The sequence below is a fragment of the Prosthecodimorpha staleyi genome, from assembly GCF_018729455.1.
Classification (GTDB): Bacteria; Pseudomonadota; Alphaproteobacteria; order Rhizobiales; family Ancalomicrobiaceae; genus Prosthecodimorpha; species Prosthecodimorpha staleyi.
Map to the genome: position 1 here is coordinate 349,577 of NZ_JAHHZF010000006.1, position 19,528 is coordinate 369,104.

At 69.5% G+C, this 19,528-nt stretch carries 20 protein-coding genes; 8 read left to right on the forward strand and 12 right to left on the reverse strand.

Going from position 1 to position 19,528, the window contains the following annotated elements; translation table 11 throughout:
* Positions 1–36: 36 nt before the first annotated feature.
* The 4 genes from folP (at position 37) to KL771_RS14350 (ending at position 4,097) form a co-directional block, all read left to right on the forward strand.
* The gene (gene folP / locus KL771_RS14335; RefSeq protein ID WP_390866798.1) at positions 37–906 is read left to right on the forward strand and encodes a dihydropteroate synthase; all 870 of its coding nucleotides are present in this window, start codon (positions 37–39) and stop codon (positions 904–906) included.
* Positions 903–1,271 (forward strand): dihydroneopterin aldolase, encoded by a 369-nt coding sequence (gene folB, locus KL771_RS14340; protein ID WP_054357940.1) that lies wholly within the window; start codon positions 903–905, stop codon positions 1,269–1,271. The genes folP and folB overlap by 4 nt, the downstream gene beginning before the upstream one ends.
* A complete protein-coding gene (gene folK / locus KL771_RS14345) occupies positions 1,264–1,737 on the forward strand; it encodes a 2-amino-4-hydroxy-6-hydroxymethyldihydropteridine diphosphokinase (RefSeq protein WP_261969229.1) in 474 nt (157 codons plus the stop codon). Before folB ends, folK begins: the two co-directional genes overlap by 8 nt.
* 188 nt (positions 1,738–1,925) lie before the next feature.
* Entirely contained in the window at positions 1,926–4,097 is a 2,172-nt protein-coding gene (locus tag KL771_RS14350; protein WP_261969230.1) for a caspase family protein, read from the forward strand.
* Positions 4,098–4,188: 91 nt separating this feature from the next.
* On the opposite strand, the gene KL771_RS14355 is transcribed toward KL771_RS14350, so the two are convergent.
* The 9 genes from KL771_RS14355 to KL771_RS14395 form a co-directional block, all read right to left on the reverse strand.
* Complete coding sequence (locus KL771_RS14355; RefSeq protein WP_261969231.1) at positions 4,189–4,737, reverse strand: hypothetical protein; 549 nt, start codon at positions 4,735–4,737, stop codon at positions 4,189–4,191.
* Positions 4,738–4,814: 77 nt separating this feature from the next.
* Positions 4,815–5,453 (reverse strand): PQQ-dependent catabolism-associated CXXCW motif protein, encoded by a 639-nt coding sequence (locus KL771_RS14360; RefSeq protein WP_261969295.1) that lies wholly within the window; start codon positions 5,451–5,453, stop codon positions 4,815–4,817.
* 158 nt (positions 5,454–5,611) lie between these two features.
* The gene (locus tag KL771_RS14365; RefSeq protein ID WP_261969232.1) at positions 5,612–6,439 is read right to left on the reverse strand and encodes a substrate-binding domain-containing protein; all 828 of its coding nucleotides are present in this window, start codon (positions 6,437–6,439) and stop codon (positions 5,612–5,614) included.
* Positions 6,440–6,442: 3 nt separating this feature from the next.
* Complete coding sequence (locus KL771_RS14370; protein ID WP_261969233.1) at positions 6,443–6,922, reverse strand: c-type cytochrome, methanol metabolism-related; 480 nt, start codon at positions 6,920–6,922, stop codon at positions 6,443–6,445.
* Between the two features lie 161 nt (positions 6,923–7,083).
* The gene (gene xoxF5, locus KL771_RS14375; protein ID WP_261969234.1) at positions 7,084–8,889 is read right to left on the reverse strand and encodes a lanthanide-dependent methanol dehydrogenase XoxF5; all 1,806 of its coding nucleotides are present in this window, start codon (positions 8,887–8,889) and stop codon (positions 7,084–7,086) included.
* 412 nt (positions 8,890–9,301) lie between these two features.
* Positions 9,302–10,252: a quinoprotein relay system zinc metallohydrolase 2 gene (locus KL771_RS14380; RefSeq protein ID WP_261969235.1), complete on the reverse strand. Its 951-nt coding sequence runs from the start codon at positions 10,250–10,252 to the stop codon at positions 9,302–9,304.
* A gap of 77 nt (positions 10,253–10,329) precedes the next feature.
* The gene (locus KL771_RS14385) at positions 10,330–11,076 is read right to left on the reverse strand and encodes an ABC transporter ATP-binding protein (RefSeq protein WP_261969236.1); all 747 of its coding nucleotides are present in this window, start codon (positions 11,074–11,076) and stop codon (positions 10,330–10,332) included.
* Positions 11,045–11,830 (reverse strand): ABC transporter permease, encoded by a 786-nt coding sequence (locus KL771_RS14390; protein ID WP_261969237.1) that lies wholly within the window; start codon positions 11,828–11,830, stop codon positions 11,045–11,047. The genes KL771_RS14385 and KL771_RS14390 overlap by 32 nt, the downstream gene beginning before the upstream one ends.
* Positions 11,820–12,830 carry an ABC transporter substrate-binding protein gene (locus KL771_RS14395; protein ID WP_261969238.1) on the reverse strand — a complete coding sequence of 337 codons (1,011 nt, stop codon included), beginning with the start codon at positions 12,828–12,830 and terminating at the stop codon, positions 11,820–11,822. Before KL771_RS14395 ends, KL771_RS14390 begins: the two co-directional genes overlap by 11 nt.
* A gap of 336 nt (positions 12,831–13,166) precedes the next feature.
* On the opposite strand from KL771_RS14395, the gene KL771_RS14400 reads away from it, so the two are divergent.
* From KL771_RS14400 to KL771_RS14410, 3 genes are all read left to right on the forward strand, one after another.
* Positions 13,167–13,847 carry a hypothetical protein gene (locus KL771_RS14400; RefSeq protein ID WP_261969239.1) on the forward strand — a complete coding sequence of 227 codons (681 nt, stop codon included), beginning with the start codon at positions 13,167–13,169 and terminating at the stop codon, positions 13,845–13,847.
* Between the two features lie 110 nt (positions 13,848–13,957).
* Positions 13,958–14,980 carry an aldose epimerase family protein gene (locus tag KL771_RS14405; protein WP_261969240.1) on the forward strand — a complete coding sequence of 341 codons (1,023 nt, stop codon included), beginning with the start codon at positions 13,958–13,960 and terminating at the stop codon, positions 14,978–14,980.
* A 5-nt stretch (positions 14,981–14,985) separates the two neighbouring features.
* Positions 14,986–15,888, forward strand: coding sequence for a PfkB family carbohydrate kinase (locus tag KL771_RS14410; protein WP_261969241.1), 903 nt, complete (start codon positions 14,986–14,988; stop codon positions 15,886–15,888).
* A gap of 31 nt (positions 15,889–15,919) precedes the next feature.
* On the opposite strand, the gene KL771_RS14415 is transcribed toward KL771_RS14410, so the two are convergent.
* From KL771_RS14415 to KL771_RS14425, 3 genes are all read right to left on the reverse strand, one after another.
* Entirely contained in the window at positions 15,920–16,501 is a 582-nt protein-coding gene (locus tag KL771_RS14415; RefSeq protein ID WP_261969242.1) for a hypothetical protein, read from the reverse strand.
* 112 nt (positions 16,502–16,613) lie between these two features.
* On the reverse strand, positions 16,614–17,102 hold the full coding sequence (locus KL771_RS14420) for a hypothetical protein (protein WP_261969243.1): 489 nt from the start codon (positions 17,100–17,102) through the stop codon (positions 16,614–16,616).
* Positions 17,103–17,181: 79 nt separating this feature from the next.
* Positions 17,182–17,688 (reverse strand): hypothetical protein, encoded by a 507-nt coding sequence (locus tag KL771_RS14425; RefSeq protein WP_261969244.1) that lies wholly within the window; start codon positions 17,686–17,688, stop codon positions 17,182–17,184.
* Between the two features lie 285 nt (positions 17,689–17,973).
* On the opposite strand from KL771_RS14425, the gene KL771_RS14430 reads away from it, so the two are divergent.
* Complete coding sequence (locus tag KL771_RS14430; RefSeq protein ID WP_261969245.1) at positions 17,974–19,425, forward strand: NAD-dependent succinate-semialdehyde dehydrogenase; 1,452 nt, start codon at positions 17,974–17,976, stop codon at positions 19,423–19,425.
* Positions 19,426–19,528 lie beyond the last annotated feature (103 nt).

Below are 19,528 nucleotides of genomic sequence, written 5' to 3' on the forward strand. Positions count from 1 at the left end.
CATCCGGCGGCGCGCCGGGTCGCCAGGGAGGAGCGCTTGACCGACCATCCCGCGGCTTCGGCCGCCCGGATCGATTGCTTGCCGGATCTCGGCCGGCGCACGCTGATCATGGGCATTCTCAACGTCACGCCGGACAGCTTCTCCGACGGCGGCCTGTTTGCGAGCTTCGAGGCGGCGACCGCCCATGCCGTCGAACTGGTCGCGGAGGGCGCGGACATTCTCGACATCGGCGGGGAATCGACCCGGCCCGGCCACACTGCCGTGCCGGCCGACGAGGAGATGGCGCGCGTGCTGCCGGTGCTGCGCCAGGCCGTCGCCAGCGTCGCGGCGCCGATCTCGATCGACACCTACAAGGCCGTGACGGCCCGCGCCGCCTTCGAGGCCGGCGCCCGCATCCTGAACGACGTCTGGGGCCTGCAGCGCGATCCCGAGATCGCCCGGGTCGCGGCCGATTTCGCCGCGCCGGTGATCGCCATGCACAATCGCGAGACGGTCGACGGGAGCCTGGACATCGTCGAGGAGATGAAGGCCTTCTTCGACAGGACGCTCGCCATCGCGCGCGCCGCCGGCATCCCGGACGGCCGCATCGTGCTCGATCCCGGCATCGGCTTCGGCAAGACTTTCGAACAGAATCTCGACGCCCTGCGCCGGCTCGGCGACCTGAAGGCGCTCGGCTTCCCGCTGCTGGTCGGCACGTCGCGCAAGTCGCTGATCGGCAAGCTGCTCGACAAGACGCCGCGCGAGCGGATCAACGGCACCATCGCCTCCAACGTCATGGCCATCGCCCACGGGGCCGACATCATCCGCGTCCACGACGTGCTCGCCCATCGAGAGGCCGCGCGCATCGCCGACGCCATCATGGGGAAGGCCATCACGGGGACGGCCATCACGGGGACCGAACGATGACCGACCGCATCCTCCTGTCGCGCATCGCCGTCTACGCCTATCACGGCGTCTTCCCGGAAGAGGAGCGGCTCGGCCAGCGCTTCTACATCTCGATCGATGCCCGGCTCGACCTGAAACCGGCCGGGACCAGCGACGACTGGCACAAGACCGCCTCCTACGACCAGATCGCCGAGATCGTCGTGAAGGTCTCGACCGGGCAGCGCTTCCACCTGATCGAGGCGCTCGCCGAGCGGGTCGCCAGCCAGATCCTGGAGCGCTTCGCGATCATCACCTCCGTGCTGGTCCGCGTCGAAAAGCCGGCCGCCCCGATCCCGACCATCCTGGACGGCGTCACCATCGAGATCGAGCGCAGCCGCGATGGCTAGAGCCTATCTGGGTCTCGGCGGCAATATCGGGGACGTGCGCGCCACCATCGCGGCCGCCGTCGAACGCCTCGCCGCGCGCGGTGCGCGTATCGTCGCCCGTTCGGCCGACTACGGCACCCCGCCCTGGGGCAAGCTCGACCAGCCGCCCTATGTCAATGCCTGCGTGGGCATCGAGACGGAGCTCGCGCCCGAGACCCTGCTCGCGCTGGTGCTGTCGATCGAGCAGGAATTCGGCCGCCGGCGCCTGGAAAAGTGGGGGCCGCGCACGCTCGACATCGACATTCTGACCTATGACGACCGCACCGTCGACCTGCCCGGCCTGGTCGTCCCGCATCCCTACATGCTCGAGCGCGCCTTCGTGGTCGTGCCCCTCGCCGAAATCGCCCCCGACCTCATCGTCAAGGGCGAGCGCGTCGGCGACGTTGCGGCCCGCATCGACCGCGCCGGCATCGAACGGCTGGGATAGTCGTCAGAGAACCGGCGTTTCGGTTCAGCGGGCCGGATCCGTCCCGACCGGACCGCCGCCGGCCGCGCCAATCGTTTTGCCGGGCGGCCGCCCCCCCGATCGCGCCCTGCCGGCTTGCCAGGGCGGGGCCGATCCGGCCAGAATTGGCGGCGTCCGGCATGCCGGCCGGCGCTCCTGGGGGCGGGATCATGGTCGCAGGTCTGTTGCGCAGTACCGCAGCGTCGCTGGTCTTGGTCGTCGCCGCGCTGTGGCCCTGTGCGGATGCCCGCGCTGCCGCGCGCGTCGCGCTGCTGATCGGCAATGCCGACTATCCCGCCGCGCCGCTGAGCAATCCGACCCGCGACGTGGACGCCATGGAGGCCAGCCTGCGCGAGGCCGGCTTCGATACCGTGATCGCGCACAAGAATCTCGATCTCCGCGCCATGGATGCGGCCATCGAGGAGTTTCGCGAGAAGGTCCAGGGCGCCGAGATCGCGGTGCTCTACTATTCGGGTCACGGCATCGAGGTGAACGGCACCAACTATCTCGTGCCGCGCGATGCCCGGCTCATGAGCGAGACCGCTGCGCGGCGGGAGGCGATCGCCCTCGACGACGCGCTCGAAGCCCTTGAGGGCGCCACCCGGCTCAGGCTCGTCCTGCTCGATGCCTGCCGCGACAATCCCTTCGTCGCGCGGATGAAGCGCACCAAGGGCGCCCTGACGCGCGGGCTGAGGCGGACCGATCCGGGGCGCTCCAACACCCTGATCGCCTACGCGACCGCTCCCGGGACGGTCGCCTATGACGGCGACGGCGGGCTCAGTCCGTTCACCGCAAGCCTCGTCCACCACCTGGTGACGCCGGGCCTCGATGTCGAATATGCGCTCCGCCGCGTCCATGACGACGTGGTCGCGGCCACGCGGCCGATCGCGGCGCGCAGCGGCGGCGACCCGCAGGAACCCTACAAGACCGGATCGCTCGGCTCCGATCTGATCGCCCTGAGCCGGAAGCCGGTCGAGACCGGCGGGGCCGGGACGCCCCCATCCGGGGCGGGCCGCGCGGACCAGCGCGCGGACTATGACGAGGCACGCCGCATCGGCACGGCCGAAGCCTGGCAGTTGTTTCTGACCCATCACCCGACCGGCTTCCTGGCCGATCTGGCCCGGATCGAGGCGAAGCGGTTGGCGGGCCGGACAGCCGCGCTGCCCCCCGCAGCGGCAGCCGCGACCGTTCCGGAGCGGCGCCCTCCACCTGCCGCGACCATGATGGCGCCGCCGAAGCCTGCGGATGTCGGCGCGCCAGCATCGGCGACCGAACTGATCGAACGCGCCCGCGACCGGCGGCCGGTCACGGCGCTGGCGCTCAGTCCGAATGGAAGGCTCCTGGCCGCGGCGACCGATGCCGGCCTGACCCTTTGGGACGGTCCGTCCGGCCGCCTGGTCCGTGCGATCTCCGGGCACAAGGGGCCGGTCAACGCCGTGTCCTTCGCCCCGGCCGGGCTCAGCATCGTCTCCGGCAGCGGCGACCGGTCGCTCCGGCTGTGGGACACGGGCTCCGGGCAGTCGCTCTGGACCCACACGATCGCCCGCGAGTGGACCTATGCGATCTATGCGGTCGCGGTCTCGCCGGACGGCCAGACGGTTGCCTATGGCGGAACCGGAAATGTCCTGGCCCTCGTGAATGCGGCGACCGGTCAGGCGCAGAAGACCCTCGGCACCTTCGACGACGCGGTCCGGGCGATCGCCTTCGCGCCGGATGGACGGACGGTTGCGGCCGCCGGAAAATCCCTGGTCAAGATCTGGGATCCGGCCAGCGGGCTGCAGACGCTCGCGCTCAGCCACCCCGAGCGGGTGCGTGCGATCGCCTTTGCGCCCGACGGCCGCAGGCTCGCCGCCGGTCTCGACTCGGGCGACATTCAGATTTGGGAACTGCCCGGCGGCAAGGCCCTGCAGCGCCTGACCGGTCATTCCGGCAGCGTTCGCGCCCTCGCCTTCGCACCCGACGGCCGGACCCTCGCCAGCGGCAGCAGCGATCTCTCGGTGCGGCTGTGGGACCCGGAACTGGGCGCGGAGATCTGGCGGGACCGGAGTCACGCCGATACCGTCACATCGCTGATCTTCGCCCGGGACGGACGCCGGGTGATCACGGGTGGGCTCGACGGAACGATTCGCTGGCGCGACGCGGCGTCCGGCAAAGTGGCGGCGGTCTCCGCCGAGGACGGCCGGGGCCATTGGATGACGGCGACTTCGGGCGACCGCTTCGTGACCGACAATCCGCTCGACTGGCTCAGGACCACGCGCGAGAAGATCGACCCGGCGCTCGAGACCTACCTGTCCGCCGCCCAGCGCCCATCGGTCGAAATGTCCGGCCCGGCCACTCCGTGATCCGGCCCACCCGGCGCGCAGGATCGTGCACCGCGGCGGTCCGGCCGGGCCGCCCCCTGTCCACATCGCCGGGCGGCTGCGTTGTTCGCGTTCATGGCAGGAACCGCACCGAATCGAAGAATTCCTCGAATGGATCGCCGCGGCCGAAGCCGGGACCGCTGCGACAGGAGGCGATGGTCGCGATCAGCGCGTAGGTGCCGGACGGCGTCGGCACGCAGAGCAATTCGCCGCGCGGGGTGGCATTGCGGCACAGGGTATGGGCCGTGTGACGCTCGCCGCGGCGGCCGGCGAGCGAGTCGGGCGCGATGGTCGGAACCACGTAGAGCGAATCCGGCAGATGCACTTTCGCCAGACCGGCACAGTTCAGCGGCGAGCGGAGGACCGCGACCCGGCTGCGCTTGCGGTCGTGCGGGTCCGACGGGGTCAGCATTAAACCGTCGGGCGAAACGTTCGTCAGCGTCCAGCGGCTGCTCTCGTAGCTCACGCTCATCTTGCCGACGACGGCCTCGCGCGTCTCGGCACGGACAGGGACGGCGAGCGCCGCCGAAAGCAGGGCTGCGGCGGCGACGGCCGAAAAGGTCTTTTCCTGCGGCCCCGGAGACCCGGCGCGGCGCAGCCGGCCTATGGACGTTTCGCGCATGATGGTCCACCGCCCAGGAGGATCGGCGGTTCGAGAGGAATCCCGAACCGGCCGGCGTTGCGGCCGGAAGGCGGCCGCTACGGCTTCGACAGTGTCGGCGTCGACTGTGTCGAATGCACGATGGCCGGCTTGACCGGAGGCGGCCCGGCAGGTCGCGCGGGTGCCGGTTCGCCCTCGATCCAGGGCTCGGACTTCTCCGTCGGAAAGTTCATTTCCGCCCATCCGTCCGTCCCGCCCGGGAACCAGATCACGTTCGAATAGCCATAGTCGAGCATGGCCCGGCGCGCGGCATTCCAACTCATCCAACAATCTGCAAGGCAATAGAACACGATCGGCCGGCTCTTGTCGCCCCCCGTGATCGCCTGAAGGCCGGCGCGGAAATAGCGGTCCATCTCGGGCGAGAGCGCGCCGTAACCGACATTGGCGAGCCAGATCGAGCCGGGGATATTGGCGCGCGGCTTGTCGCGCCAGATCGTGCCGGGCGGCAGGTTGGCGGGCTTCGGCGCGCGCGGCAGCACGTCGACGAACAGCGCGTCGCGCGCCGCCCAGAGATCATAGGCGGGGTCGGCATCGATCACCCGCGCGCCCTTCAGCGTCTCAGGCGTCGGGGTGCGGAAATCGTCCATGCGGTAGGCGTCGGGTTCTGCCGGCGCGGCTTCGGCCGCCGCGGCCGCAGCGCCTCCGAGCAGGGCAGCGGCCGCGGCCGGCACGGACATGCAGAGGATCGAGACCACGAGAGCGGCGGCGATGCGCTCGGTCGAGAGGCGGCGGATCGGCACGGGGCGGGCCATCGAACACTCTCCGGGGCGGCCGACCGATGCGGCGGCGGGGGATCGGGGCGATCGCCGCCGGGCGGTGGTCGCCGGCGCGTTGATCAACTGCGCGGCTTGGTGATCGGCCGGTCCTGGTCGTCGAGCAGGGGCACGCCATAGCCGAGCAGGATCCGGTCGATCTCGCCCTGGCGCCCGGCGATCAATTCGTTGAGCCGGCGCTTCCACTCCAGCTCGCCGTGGCGGATGCCGAAGGTGATCCGGAACGACATGGGCGGACCGTTGGTCTCGTGGGTCAGGGCGGTCACGGTCAGCGGCGTCGCGGCCTGCCGGGCGAACCATCCCCCGTTCGGTCCCCACAGGATGCCGGCATCGATCTCGCCGGAGACGATATCCGAAATCATCGCCTCGGCGGGCGAATCGTAGCGGCGGTCGACGATCAGCGGATAGGATTTCGCCTTCGGCAGCAGGCCGTAGCGCAGCATGTAGTCGGCCGGCGGCGTGGCCGCGATCAGCCCGATCCGCTTGTCCTTCAGCCGCTCGTCCGACAGGCGGTCGACGCCGTCGAGCGGACCGCCGGCCTTGGCGATCAGCACGAAGGCGGACTTGTAGTAGGCATTGGTGTTCTGCACCGGGTCCGCGCCCGAGGCGTAGCCGATGATCACGTCGCACAGCTTGGTGCCGAGTGTGTTGCGGACGAAGCCGGGCCCCTGCGGCATCCAGAAATAGCGCAGGGGCAGCTTGACCTCGGCCGCGATCAGCTCGGCAATCTTGTTCTCGAACCCGCCCTCGTCGCGGTTCGAGAACGGCATGTTGGCGGGATCGCCGCAGACCCGGAAGGCCTCGTCGGAGACCACGGCCGGCCGCTGCTGGGCGGCGGCCGGGAGCGGCGCAAGGGCGACGAGAAGGCAGGCGGCGATCCGACTGTTCATGGCTCAGTTCGCCATACAGGCGTCTTCATACTGCTTGATCGCGTCGATCTTCGCCTCGCGCTTCTCCGGCCGGGCGCGCGCCAGCGCACCGTCGGCGCGGGCCTTCAGATAGACGTAGATGTCGTCGATGTAGCACATCACGTTCTTGTTGGTGCCGAAGGAGGGCATGACGCTCTCCTTGCCGGACGTGTGCACGGTGCGGCCGTTGACGACCGTCTCCTGGAACTGGTCGTAGGTCATGGTCTGCAGCGAGACGCGCAGCGCCGGGGCATAGGTCGAGCCTTCGCCGTCCGGGCCGTGACAGACATGGCACTCGGCATGATAGCGGCGGTAGCCCGAGAAGGTGTACCAGTCCCAGGTGCCGTCGTCCTTCTTGTTCCAGGTCGGATTGCCGTCCTTGTCGAGATACTTGCCGTCTTCCGATTTCACCGCCGGACCCGCGATGACGGACCCAGCAGCGGCCAGCGCGCCTAAGAAAACCATAAGATATGCTGACTTCTTGATCGACATGGCGCGCTTTCTCCCAAACGACGCTACCGTTGACGACGGCCTGACCGGCTGCCCTAGTCCTTGTCTTATGTAGAAAAAAAGAGACCGGCGTCAACGAGGTGACGCCGGTCCCTTTGTCGCAGATCGCGGAGATCTTAGTTGGGCAGAGCGAAGACGGTCAGCTGGCCACCGAGAGCGGTGTAGTTGCTGAGACCGGCATAGCCGCCGACCGCGCCGAGACCGGCATTCGGGTCGGTCAGACCGGCCGCCAGACCGATACCGGCCCAACCACCGACGCCCGACAGGATGGCGACGTACTGCTTGCCCTTGTTGGTGTAGGTCATCACGTTACCGATGATGCCCGACGGGGTCTTGAACTTGTACAGTTCCTTGCCCGACACGGAGTCGACGGCCTTCAGATAGCCTTCGAGCGTGCCGTAGAAGACCACGTCGCCGGCAGTGGCGAGGGCGCCGGACCACACGGAGAACTGCTCCTTGTTGGACCAGACGATCTTACCCGTCTTGCCGTCCCAGGCGATGAAGTTGCCCATGCCGCCGTGGCTGTTCGGGGCCGGATACATCGCAAGGGTCGCGCCGACATAGGGCTGGCCGGGGGTGTAGGTCACCTTGAACGGCTCGTAGTCCATGCAGACGTGGTTGGTCGGAACGTAGAACAGCTGGGTCTTCGGCGAGTAGGCCGCAGGCTGCTGGTCCTTGGTGCCGAGAGCCGCCGGGCAGATGCCCTTCGAGTTCACGTCTTCGCCGTTCTGCTCGGTCGAGTACTTGGCCACGACCGCCGGACGGCCATAGGTCGGGCTCGACTTGTTCATGTCGACGCCGGTGGTCCAGTTGACGACCGGATCGAACTTCTCGGCGACGATCAGATCGCCGTTCTCGCGGTTCAGCGTATAGCCGAGACCGTTGCGGTCGAAGTGCGTCAGCAGCGGCGTGACCTTGCCGCCGATTTCCTGATCCGTGAGGATCATCTCGTTGATGCCGTCGAAGTCCCACTCGTCATGGGGGGTCATCTGGTAGACCCACTTGGCCATGCCGGTGTCGACATCGCGACCCCAGATGGTCATCGACCAGCGGTTGTCACCCGGGCGCTGCTTCGGATTCCAGGTCGAGGGGTTGCCCGAACCGTAATACATCAGGTTCAGCTTGGGGTCGTAGGAATACCAGCCCCAGGTGCAGCCGCCGCCGGTCTTCCACTGGTCGCCCTGCCAGGTGTTGATGCCGGAGTCCTTGCCGACCGGCTTGCCCAGATGGGTGGTCTTGACCGGATCCATCAGGGTCTGATCATCCGGGCCCATCGAGTAGCCGCGCCAGACGCGCTTGCCGGTCTTGATGTCGTAGGCGGTGACGTGGCACTGCACGCCGAACTCGCCGCCCGAGATGCCGACGATCACCTTGTCCTTCACCGGAAGAACGGTGGCGGTGTTGGTCTCGCCGCGCTTGGGATCGCCGTTGACGACCTTCCAGACTTCCTTGCCGGTCTTCATGTCCAGGGCGACGACGGTGGTGTCGGCCTGATGCAGGAACACCTTGCCGTCGCCATAGGCGAGGCCGCGGTTGACGGTGTCGCAGCACATCACCGGGATGACCGAAGGATCCTGCTTCGGCTCATACTTCCAGATGATGCGACCCTCGTTGTTCAGGTCGAGCGCATAGACGATGTTCGGGAACGGGGTGTGGACGTACATCACGTCCCCGACCACGAGCGGCGAACCTTCGTGACCGCGCAGGACGCCCGTCGAGAAGGTCCAGGCGACCTGGAGCTTCGAGACGTTGTCCTTGTTGATCTGGTTCAGTTTCGAGTAGCGGGTGTTGGCATAGTCACCCGTCTGAAGGACCCACTGGTTGGGGTCCTGCGTCAGCTTGATGATTTCGTCGTTGGCGAAGGCCGGCGCCGAAAGGGCGACCGTACCGGCAAGCGCCGCCACGAACTTATTGATGATCATAAGGCTTCCTCCCAAGCGTGACCGACACCGCGTCCCGCACACGGGAAAGCGCCGCCAGAACACCGAATTTCGGGAACCAGATCTTCGGCAGCGTGTCACGACCGGACATGAGTCGGTCTACACACAGGGCGCTTCCGTCCCTGCCAGGCCTACGAACCGCACCTCACGCTCCCAGACATGAGGTGGTTGAAGCCGAAGACTGAGAAGACCCTAATAAGAGCCTTCTTACCCGGCAATACGTATTTTCACGTAGCGGCCCGCCGGAAAGGCATTGCGGAGCCCGTGCCCCCTGCGACATTCCGGCTCGCCCTCTTAATGCATTGCAGCAATTATCATTTCGGAAACGTTGCCAAGACCTGCCGGGCATGCCCACGGGATGGGCGCCTGCCTGAATTCGAGGCATGGCGCTTTGCTACTCCCATTCCATCTCCTTGAAGGCGGCGGTCGCGTTCCGGGCATTGAAATCGTCGAACAAGGCCCAGGCGTCGCGCTCGGAAATGCCGGCCTTGGCGGCCGCCTCGGCGATGGTGCGGCCGTCGGCGACCATGGCGCGGACATCGTCGCGCAGCCGGTTCAGGTAGCGCCATTGCGGCGCCATCGCGTCCGGCCACGACAGCGACGCCGGCCCATGGCCGGGCACCACCCGGTCGACCGGCCGCTTCGCGGCGTCCGCCATCACCTTCAGCCAGCCCGCCAGGCTGCCGTCCAGCGCAGGCACGTGACGCACGAACAGGAGGTCTGCGAGCCACCAGCTGCGGGTCGCGGTGTCATACACGCTCAGATCGGCATTGGTATGGGCCGTCGGATGGGCTTCCAGCACCAGGATACGCCCGCCCAGATCGATCTCGCGCCGGCCCGACACCGCCTCGTCGGGCGGAACGATCTCGGTCCCGGCGAAATCGGCCTCCCCGACCAGACGGCGGTTGGCCTCCAGATAGACGGTCGCGCGGCTGAGCAGCGCGAGCTTCAGGTTGGCATGGCCGACGAACCGGGTCCCATCGGCACGGAAGGCGACGTTGCCGAGCACGTGGTCGGGATGGAAATGGGTGTTGATGACCCAGCGGATCGGCTTGTCGGTTTGGGCCCGCACGGCCGCGAGCAGGCGCCGGCCGGCCGCCGCGCTGCCGCCGGTGTCGATCACCGCGACCGCATCGCCGCCGACCACGAAACCGACATTGCCGATGGCGCCGCCGTTGATCGGCGCCGCCAATTGGTAGGGGGCCTGGTAGACGAACAGCCCCGGCGCGACCTCCCGGACCGGCAGCGGGGCCTCCTCGGCCCATGCCGCAGCGCACAAGATTCCGAGACCGCAGGCCAGCGCGACCAGCCGCGCCGCCATGGTGTGAAGGGCAAAATGACGCATCGTTTTCTCCTGCGGCAGCGGCTGCCCGCGGCGTCGGAGGCGGCCCGCGACAGGCGCGGGTTCGGCGCCCGGCGCCTTCAATCCTCGGAAATCGTCCCCGGATAGCGCCGCGCCAGGTCGGCACGGATGGAATCGATCCAGACGGCGGGCCGATCGCCGCGCGGCCGCTCGAGCCGTTCCTCGCCGATCACCCGGGTCGGCCGCGGCGCGAGCAGAATCAGCCGGTCGGCCATCTCCAGCGCCTCGCGGACATTGTGGGTGACCATCAGGACCGTGACGCCGCGCACCGCCGCCGCCGTCGCGATCAGCCGCCGCAGCCGGGCCGCCGTCATGTCGTCGAGCGAGACCAGCGGCTCGTCGAGCACCAGGAGATCGGGCTCGACGGCGAGCGCGCGGGCGAGCGCCACGCGCCGCTCCATGCCGAGCGACAGTTCCTGCGGAAAGCGGGTCCGCGCTTCCGTGAGATCGAGTTCGGCGAAAAGCGGGCCGAGATCGGTGCCGCGACGCGCCGGCGGCAGCATCAGGCGGACATTGTCCTCGACCGTGCGCCAGGGCAGCAGGCGCGGCTCCTGGAACATGACGCCGGTGCGCGCGCCCGCGGCTGGCAGCTTCACATGGCCGGTGAAGTCGCCGTCGAGGCCGAGCAGGATGCGCAGGGTGGTCGACTTGCCGCAGCCGGACGGGCCGATCAGGCAGGCGAAATCGCCCGCCGGCACCGAGAAGTCGAGACCCGCAACGGCCGTGACCGCCCCGCCCTCGGCCGAGCGGAAGCGCTTCTCGTCGATGCGGACCTCAAGCGTGCCGGATGCGCCAGCGTGAAGCATGCCGTTCCACCGGTTGCACGAGGGCATATTCGATCACCAGCATGACGGCCGCGAAGGCGACCGAATAGCCCAGGATCGCGGTCACGTCGAAATTCTGGAAATGCAGGTGGATGGCGTAGCCGACGCCGTTCGAGCGGCCGAGCAGTTCGACCAGCAGCACCACCTTCCAGATCAGCGCCAGCCCGGAGCGCGCCGAGGCCGCCAGATAGGAGCCGAGCTGCGGCAGCACGACATGGCGCAGCCGGTCCAGCGCGGACATCCGGTAGACCTCCGCGACCTCGTCGAGCTTGGGATCGAGCGCGCGGGTGCCCTCGCGCATGGTCACGGCGACGTTGGGGATCTTGTTGAGCGCCACGGCCCCGATCGCCGCCGCCTCGTTGAGGCCGAACCAGACATAGGCCAGCACCGTGATGACCAGGGCCGGGGTGTTGAGGAGCACGATCAGCCAGCTGTCGCCGAACAGGTCGATCAGCTGCGACCGGCCCATGGCGATGCCGATCGCGGTGCCGATGGCCATTGCAATCACGAAGGCCGCCGCCACCCGGGCGAGCGTGTAGGCGAGATGGCGCAGCAATTCGCCGGCCGCGGTCTCGGCGACGATGAAGCGGCCGACCTCGAGCGGCGACGGCATGGTCGCCCGGCCGGCGACGAGCGCGATCGCCTCCCCGACCAGCAGGAAGACGACCAGCGACAGGACCCTCAGGCCGGATCGGCCGAGCGCGCCGCGGCCCCGTCCGGCGCCGTCAGGAGCCACCTTTCAGCCCCGACCAGTAGATGCCGTCCGGCAGCGTGCGCGCCGGACCGACCAGCCGCTCGCCGCCGATTTCGGCCAGGACCGCGTAGAGCCGGCGCGCGTCGGCCTGCTCGGCCTCGACCGGCCGCTTCGGGATGCCGTCCAGGAAGCGGCGCCGGAGCGCCTGGAACGTGGCCTCGTCGTCGGCGCGCATCTGCGGCCGGATGCGCTGCCACTCGGCGTCCGAGCCGGCGAGCAGCGCCTTGGCCTTGCGCGAGGCCTCTGCCAGCCCCTTCAGCGCCGCCGGATGCTCGGCCGCAAAACCGGCACGGAACACGTAGCCGAGCATCGAAACGTTTCCCTCGATGCCGAACTTGCGCGCCGCCTCGTCGAAGGGCATCAGCTCGCGGAAGCCCTTGGCCTCCAGGCGCGCCGCGAAGTTCCAGAACAGCAGCGCGGCGTCGAGTTCTCCGGTCTCCAGCTTCTGCTGCAGGAGCGGCGGCGCGCCGAAGACCGGCTCGGCGTCGCGCGTCAGGTCGATGCCGGCCGATTGCCGGGCATAGCCCTGGATCAGGAGCCAGCCCTTGTCGAGCGCCCCCCCGGCGACGCCGATCTTCTTGCCCTTGAGGTCGGCGAGCGTGCGGATCGGCGAGCCGGCCGCGACCATGATCGAGCCTTCGGTGGCCGAGAACGGGATATAGACGACCGGCCGGTTTTCGGCGGTCAGCCGGGCCGCCCAGAGCACGTCCGACACGATCGTGTCGACCTCGCCGGCCTGGAAGGCGATGCGGGCGGCATCATTGGAGGCGAGTTCGACGATCTCGATCTCGACGCCGGCGGCCACGTCCAGCCCGTGCGTCTTGATGACCGAGGTCTCCCAGCTGACGGTGCCGAATTTCAGCACGCCGACCTTCAGCCGCTCGGCCGCCGCGGCCGTGCCGGCGCCCCAGCCGGTCGTGATCACGGCCACCGACGCAGCGAGAGCCAGCGCCAGCACCGACCTCCGCGCAAATCCGACCATGACCGTCTCCTGCAATGCACTGGCCGGATCAAATAGAAGCCCGGCCGGGAAGACAAGCCGCGGCAAGGTCGCAGGAGGCAAAATCACATAAGAAATCAATAAGGGAATCCGGCAGACCCGCAATGGCCGGAGCCGCCCGCGCGGGCCTTCGGCCGGCTTCGGAGCGGTCGTGCGGCGCCCGGACCGGACGCGCCCCGCCACCGCTCACGCGCAAGTGATGCCCGATCGTCCCCTCGGCAACGAATGGGAGGTGAGACACGCTCGACCCGCCGGCCCGATCCCGATCGCGGACCGGCGGCTGAGCGGACCCGACGACCTGCGGAACGGAACCCCATCATGACCACGATCGAAACCCTGCGGATGGAACTGAGCACGCGCGGCCTCCTGGCCAAGCTCCTGGCCGGCGGCGCCATCGGGCTCTTGGTCTGGGAGCTCTGGGCCCGCGTCCTGACCAAGGCCGTGCTCGGCTATCCGCTGGAGCCGGCCGGGCTGATCGATGCCATCGCGCAGCACCAGTTCGGACTGCAGGTGCCCTACTGGCTGCGCGAGGCGCTGCATTACGGCGTCGGCATCGTCGGCTATCCGCTCGCCTTCTTCGTCATCTCGCGCCTGATGCCGCGCTGGGGCCTGGTGCTGGACGCCGTCGTGTTCGTGACCTTCACGGGCGCCTGCATCGGCCAGATCGTCGACGGCACCGGCACGCCGCTGATGTTCATCTTCTATACTGCGGTCCTGGGCCTGCTGGCGTCGCGCGCGATCAACCGGGATCCGGCCATCGCGGATGCGATCTCGTGGGGCAACTTCACCTGGTTCAACGCGCTCGGCCTGTTCGCCCCGCTCGGCGGCGGCCTGTCCTTCTATCTGCTCGGCGAGGGCGGCGAACTCTCCTACATGAGCTTCGTCGGCCATGTCATCTACGGCGCCGTCGCCGCCTGGCTGTTCATACGCTGGACGGCCCCGGCTGCGCAGGCCGCGCACGGACGCACCGGGGCCGGCGCGATGCTTCAGGCCGGCTGAGACGTTCGTCCGGCAGGCGCTTTTCGGTTCCCGTCCGCTCACCCGATGGCCTAAACTCGGCGCCGGCCTCCCGAACCGGGGGAGCCGGCGGGCAAATCGGGGGATGCGCCATGGCACCGGTCAACATGTTCGGCTTCCTGCCCGACGGCGTAGGCGTCGCCAATCTCTGGATCTCGGGCGGCGGCCTGTCGATCGGCATCATCGGCTACGGCGCCTCGATCCGGGAGCTGACCTTCGATCCCGGCGACGGCCCACGCCAGACCGTGCTCGGGCTGCAGACGATCGACGACTATCTCGCCCATGCCTCGCATATGGGTGCGATCGCGGGGCGCTACGCCAACCGCATCGCCGGGGGCCGCTTCACCCTGGACGGGCGCGAGATCGAGCTCAACCGCAAGCCGGGCGAGACGCATCACCTGCATGGCGGCGTGCGCGGCTTCGGCAAGCGCGCCTGGAAGGTGGTCGAGCGCGGCACCAAGGCCTGCGCGCTCGAACTCGTCTCGCCGGACGGCGACGAGGGCTATCCGGGCCAGGTCACGGCGCGCTGCCGCTATGCGATCGCCGGCGACGGCATCCTGCGCATCGAGTTAACTGCCGTCACCGATGCGCCGACCGTCGTCAACTTGGCGCCGCACAGCTATTTCAACCTCGACGGCGGGCCGGACGTGCTCGACCATGTCCTGGAGATCGCCGCCGAGGCCTATACGCCGGTCGATGCCGACCTGATCCCGACCGGTGAAATCCTTCCCGTCGCCGGTACGGACTTCGACTTCCGCCGCTCGCGCCCGATCCGGCTGGAGCGCGACGGCGCGCGCGTCGCCTACGACCACAATTTCGTGGTCGCCCGCGACCGCGCCGCCGAGCCGCGCTTCATGGCCCGCGCCACCGGCCCGAAAACCGGCACGACGCTGGAGGTCTGGTCGACCGAGCCCGGCCTGCAATTCTACGACGCCGCCAAGATGAACATCCCCGTCCCGGGCACGGGCGGCCGGATGTTCGGCCCGGCGGCCGGCTTCTGCCTGGAGCCGCAACTGTTCCCCGACACGCCGAACCGGCCGGATTTCGGTTCCGCCGAACTCCGGCCCGGCGAGACCTACCGGCAGGTGACCGAATACCGCTTCTCGGCGCGGTGACCGGCATGGCGGGGGTGCTCTGCGTCGGCATCGCGGCCTACGACATGGTGTTCGGCATCGAGGCGATCCCGGACCGGGCCGGCAAGGTCCGGGCGACGCGTTTCGCGGAGGGCGGCGGCGGCTGCGCCGGCAATGCGGCGGCGGCGATCGCCCGGCTCGGCGGCCGCGCCGTCTATGCCGGCCGCTTCGGCGCCGACGTCATCGCCGAACGCATCCTCGCCGATCTCGTCCGCGAGGGCGTCGAGCCGCGCCATGTGGCCAAGGTCGCCGGGGGCAAGTCCTCGATTTCGGCCATCATGGTCGATGCCGGCGGCGAGCGGCTGATCGTCAATTTCCGCGATCCGGACCTGCCGGAATGCCTGGATATCCTGCCGACCGCGCTGGCGCCGGATATCGACGCCGTGCTGGCCGATACGCGCTGGATCGGTGCCGCCGCCCCCGCCCTGCGGCTCGCGGCGGACGCCGGCCGGCCCGGCATTCTCGATGCCGAGCCGCCGCTCGGCGCGCTGGACGCGGCGCTTCAGGCAGCCTCCCATGTCGTTTTCTCGGCGATCGGCCTTGCCGACCTGACCGGCACCGCCGATCCCGTCGCCGGGCTGTCGATCGCGCGCAGCCGCCTCCCCGGCTGGCTCGCGGTGACCGACGGCGCGGCCGGGACCTTCGTGGCCGGTCCGGACGGGCCGCTGCGCGTGCCGAGCCTGCCGGTCGACGCCGTCGACACGCTCGGGGCCGGCGATGTCTGGCACGGCGCCTTCGCGCTGCGGCTGGCCGAAGGGGCCGGCGAGATCGAGGCCGTGCGCTTCGCCAACGTCGCGGCGGCGCTGAAATGCCGGGTCTTCGGCGGCAAGGCCGGCGCCCCGGACCGGGCCGCGGTCGAGGCCGCGCTCGGCGACCTCCCGGATCCCTGATCGGCTTCCCGAGGACCGGAGCCTTGCCACCTCAGCGCGGCAGGATGCCGTCGGCGATCGCCTGCGGATCGAAGGTCCGCGGCCTGTGCCGGATCAGGGTGTAGAGCCACGGGATCCCGGCGATCACCAAGAGCGCCGTCGCGTAGAACAGGAAATTGGGCACCTTTCCGGTGACCGAGGCCAGCCAGGCGAGCGGCACGCCGATCAGCGGGATCGGCGCGGCCAGCATCAGGGTGTAGAGCCAGGCCGGCTTGCCGGCGACGAAGCGGCAGGCCGGATTGGCGGCCGCGATGCGCCGGGCGAGCGCGCGGACGAAGCCGGCATAGGCCGCCGTCTGCGGGGCGATGCGGATCACATCGAGACAGGTCACCGAGGCGATCGTGAAGCGCTCGCCGGTCTTGACCGTGATCGTGCAGCGCTGGCGGTTCCATTCCGTGCGCTTCGGGTCGTAGACCAGCCGCATCGTGACGATGTCGGCATAGTCGAGATGGACCGGCTGCTTCATGCCGGCATCGATGCGGAGCCGCCCGGCCTGCAGGCGCCAGGTGACCGGCCGCTCGAACAGGGCATTGCGGACCGAATAGGCGTCGGGCACGTCGTGGTCTGGGGTCATGGGCCTCGCCGCCGGTTCAGGGTTGAGTGGGCTTCGAAGATGGGAAGAACGCCCTCGGAGATCATCGGTCGTCCCGGCACTGGCGGCGCCGGTCGGACATTCCCCCCTCCCCTCAGGGCAGGAACAGGGACTGGTAGGTTTCCCTGGCGAAGGCGATGGTCAGCCGGAGGCGGCAGCGCGGAACCAGGCGCGGGCTCTCCTCCGCCACGCCGTAGCGCTCGTAGAAGCGGCACGCGGCGGCGCGGTGCGCGCGGAAGCCGGCAGTCAGACCGCGCAGGGCGGCCGCACTGCCCTTCTGGTCGGCGAGCGCGACGGCCAGCCGGTCGAGCACCTTGTCCCACAGCGCGACCCGCCGGGCGACGCATTCCAGGAAGGCCTTGCCGTCGAGCGCATCGCAGACGGTCTCGTCGCGGTCGAGAGCCCGGCACGCCTCCGGAACGGTCGCGCCCTTGCCGGCCTCATAGTTGCCGCCCTCCCCGGTCAGGCAGCGGGCGATGCGCGCGGCTTCGTCGGTGCCCGCCTCCGCCGAGGCGGCCGGCGGCATCGGCGCGCCGGCGACCAGACCCGCGAGAAGCGCCAGGGCGGCAAGCGTCTTGTTCATGGAACGTGCGGTCCCCTCGAAAGCCTGCCTCCTCTACGCCATCGCGACGCGCCGCGCGAGAGGCGGGCTCGACACGCCATCACGGGGAATAGAGCTGCAGATAGGTGTCCTTGGCATAGTCGATGGTCAGGCGCAGACGGCAGCGCGGCTGATAGTGCGGATTGTCGGTGTTGATGCCGAAGCGGCCGTAGAGGCGGCAGGCCGCCGCGCGATGACTGCGGAAGCCGGCGAGCGCGCGGGCGACGGCCTCCGGGGCGCCCTTGCGGTCGGCCATGACCGGCTTCAGCCGGTCCAGCACCTTGTCCCAGAGCGCGATCTCGCGGGCGAAGCATTGCTGCTGCGCGGCGCCGTCGAGTGCGTCGCAGGCGCCGGCGTCGAGATCGATGCCGCGGCAGGGATCGGGCGGCATCTTGCCGGGGGCGGCCGGCAGGTCGCCGCCCTCGTGGGTGATGCAGGCGGCGCGGCGCTCGACCTCGGCCTCCGCGGCCCCGGTCGCGGCGGCCGCTTGGACGAGGACGACGCCCGCGACGACGAGCAGGCCCGCCACGCGGGTGGGCCGGAGCGAGGCGGGAACGGGCATGAGCATCGGCGGGCGGCTCCGGCAGGCAGGCAACGGCATTCGGGCTCCGGTCTACGCCATGACGCGCCGACAGGCGAGAGGACGGCATCGGCATGCCGCCGCATGACGAAAAACGTCATGAAATTCTGGCGCGGTCCGGCGATGGTGGCCCGGCTTGCGTGCCCGTGCGGCGGCGGGCCGGCCGGGCGGGATTGCGCGCCGTGCCGGTCTCCCGCGCGATCGCGCTCGATTGCGCGGGACTGCGCGCCGTCCTATGTCCAACCGAAGCGATCGCCATCGAGGAGCCGTGCCATGCTGAAGAAGACCAATCCGTTCCTGCGGGAAGCCAATCTGATCGGCGGCGCCTGGGTGGGAGCGGATTCCGGCGCGGTGATCGAGGTCAACAATCCGGCGACCGGCGAGATCATCGGCACGGTGCCCAATGCCGGCCGGGCCGAAACCAAGCGCGCCATCGAGGCCGCCCATGCGGCCATGCCGGCCTGGGCCGCCAGGACCGCGGCCGAGCGCGCCGCCATCCTCCACCGCCTCGCCGGCCTGATCCGCGAGAACCTGGACGGTCTCGCCGAACTCCTGACGCTCGAACAGGGCAAGTCGCTGGCCGAGGCCAAGGGCGAGGTGCTCGGCTCGGCCGCCTATGTGCAGTGGTTCGCCGAGGAGGCGCGCCGGGTCTATGGCGATGTCATCCCGTCGCCCTGGGGCGGCCGCAAGATCCTGGTCATGAAGGAGCCGGTCGGCGTCGCCGCCTGCATCACGCCCTGGAACTTCCCGTCCTCGATGATCTCGCGCAAGGTCGGCGCCGCGCTCGCCGCCGGCTGCACGGTGGTTGTCAAGCCGGCCGACCTGACGCCCTATTCGGGTCTCGCCTGGGGCGTGCTGGCGGCCGAGGCCGGCGTGCCGGACGGCGTCGTCAACATCGTCACCGGCACGGCCGCGCCGATCGGCGATGAATTCATCGACAACCCGCTCGTCCGCAAGCTGACCTTCACGGGCTCGACCGCGGTCGGCAAGATGCTGGCTTCGCGCGCCGTCGCCAATATGAAGCGCGTCTCGATGGAGCTCGGCGGCAACGCGCCCTTCATCGTGTTCGACGATGCCGACATCGACCGCGCGGCCGAGCAGGCGGTGCTGTCGAAGTTCCGCAATTCCGGCCAGACCTGCGTCTGCACCAACCGCTTCTACGTCCAGGCCGGCGTCTACGACGAATTCGCCGCCAAGTTCGCCAAGGCGGTCGAGGCGCTCAAGGTCGGCAACGGGCTGGAGGCGGGCGTCGCCCAGGGGCCGCTGATCAATGCGGCCGCGATCGCCAAGGTCGAGGCCCATGTCGCCGACGCGCTCGCCAAGGGCGCCAGCGTGGTGACCGGCGGCGGCCGCCACGATCTCGGCGGCACCTTCTTCACCCCGACGGTGCTGCGCGACGCCACCCCGGACATGCGCATCGCCACCGAGGAGACTTTCGGCCCGGTCGCGCCGATGTTCCGCTTCGAGACCGAGGCCGAGGCGATCAGCCTCGCCAATGCGACCGATTTCGGCCTCGCCGGCTACTTCTTCACCCGCGACCTGGCGCGCGCCTTCCGCGTCGCCGCCGCGCTGAAGTTCGGCCAGGTCGGCATCAACGAGGGCCTGCTCACCACCGAGGTCGCCCCGTTCGGCGGCGTCAAGGATTCCGGCCTCGGCCGCGAGGGTTCCAAGTACGGCCTCGACGACTATCTGGACATCAAATACGTCTGCGTCGGCGGCCTCTGAGGCCGGACACGGTCCGTTGAAACGCAAGCCGGCCCCGGGCCCCGGGTCCGGGGCGGGGTGGTTTTTTTGCGCCGGGCGCCGGCGGGACGCCTCGGCGCCCCGC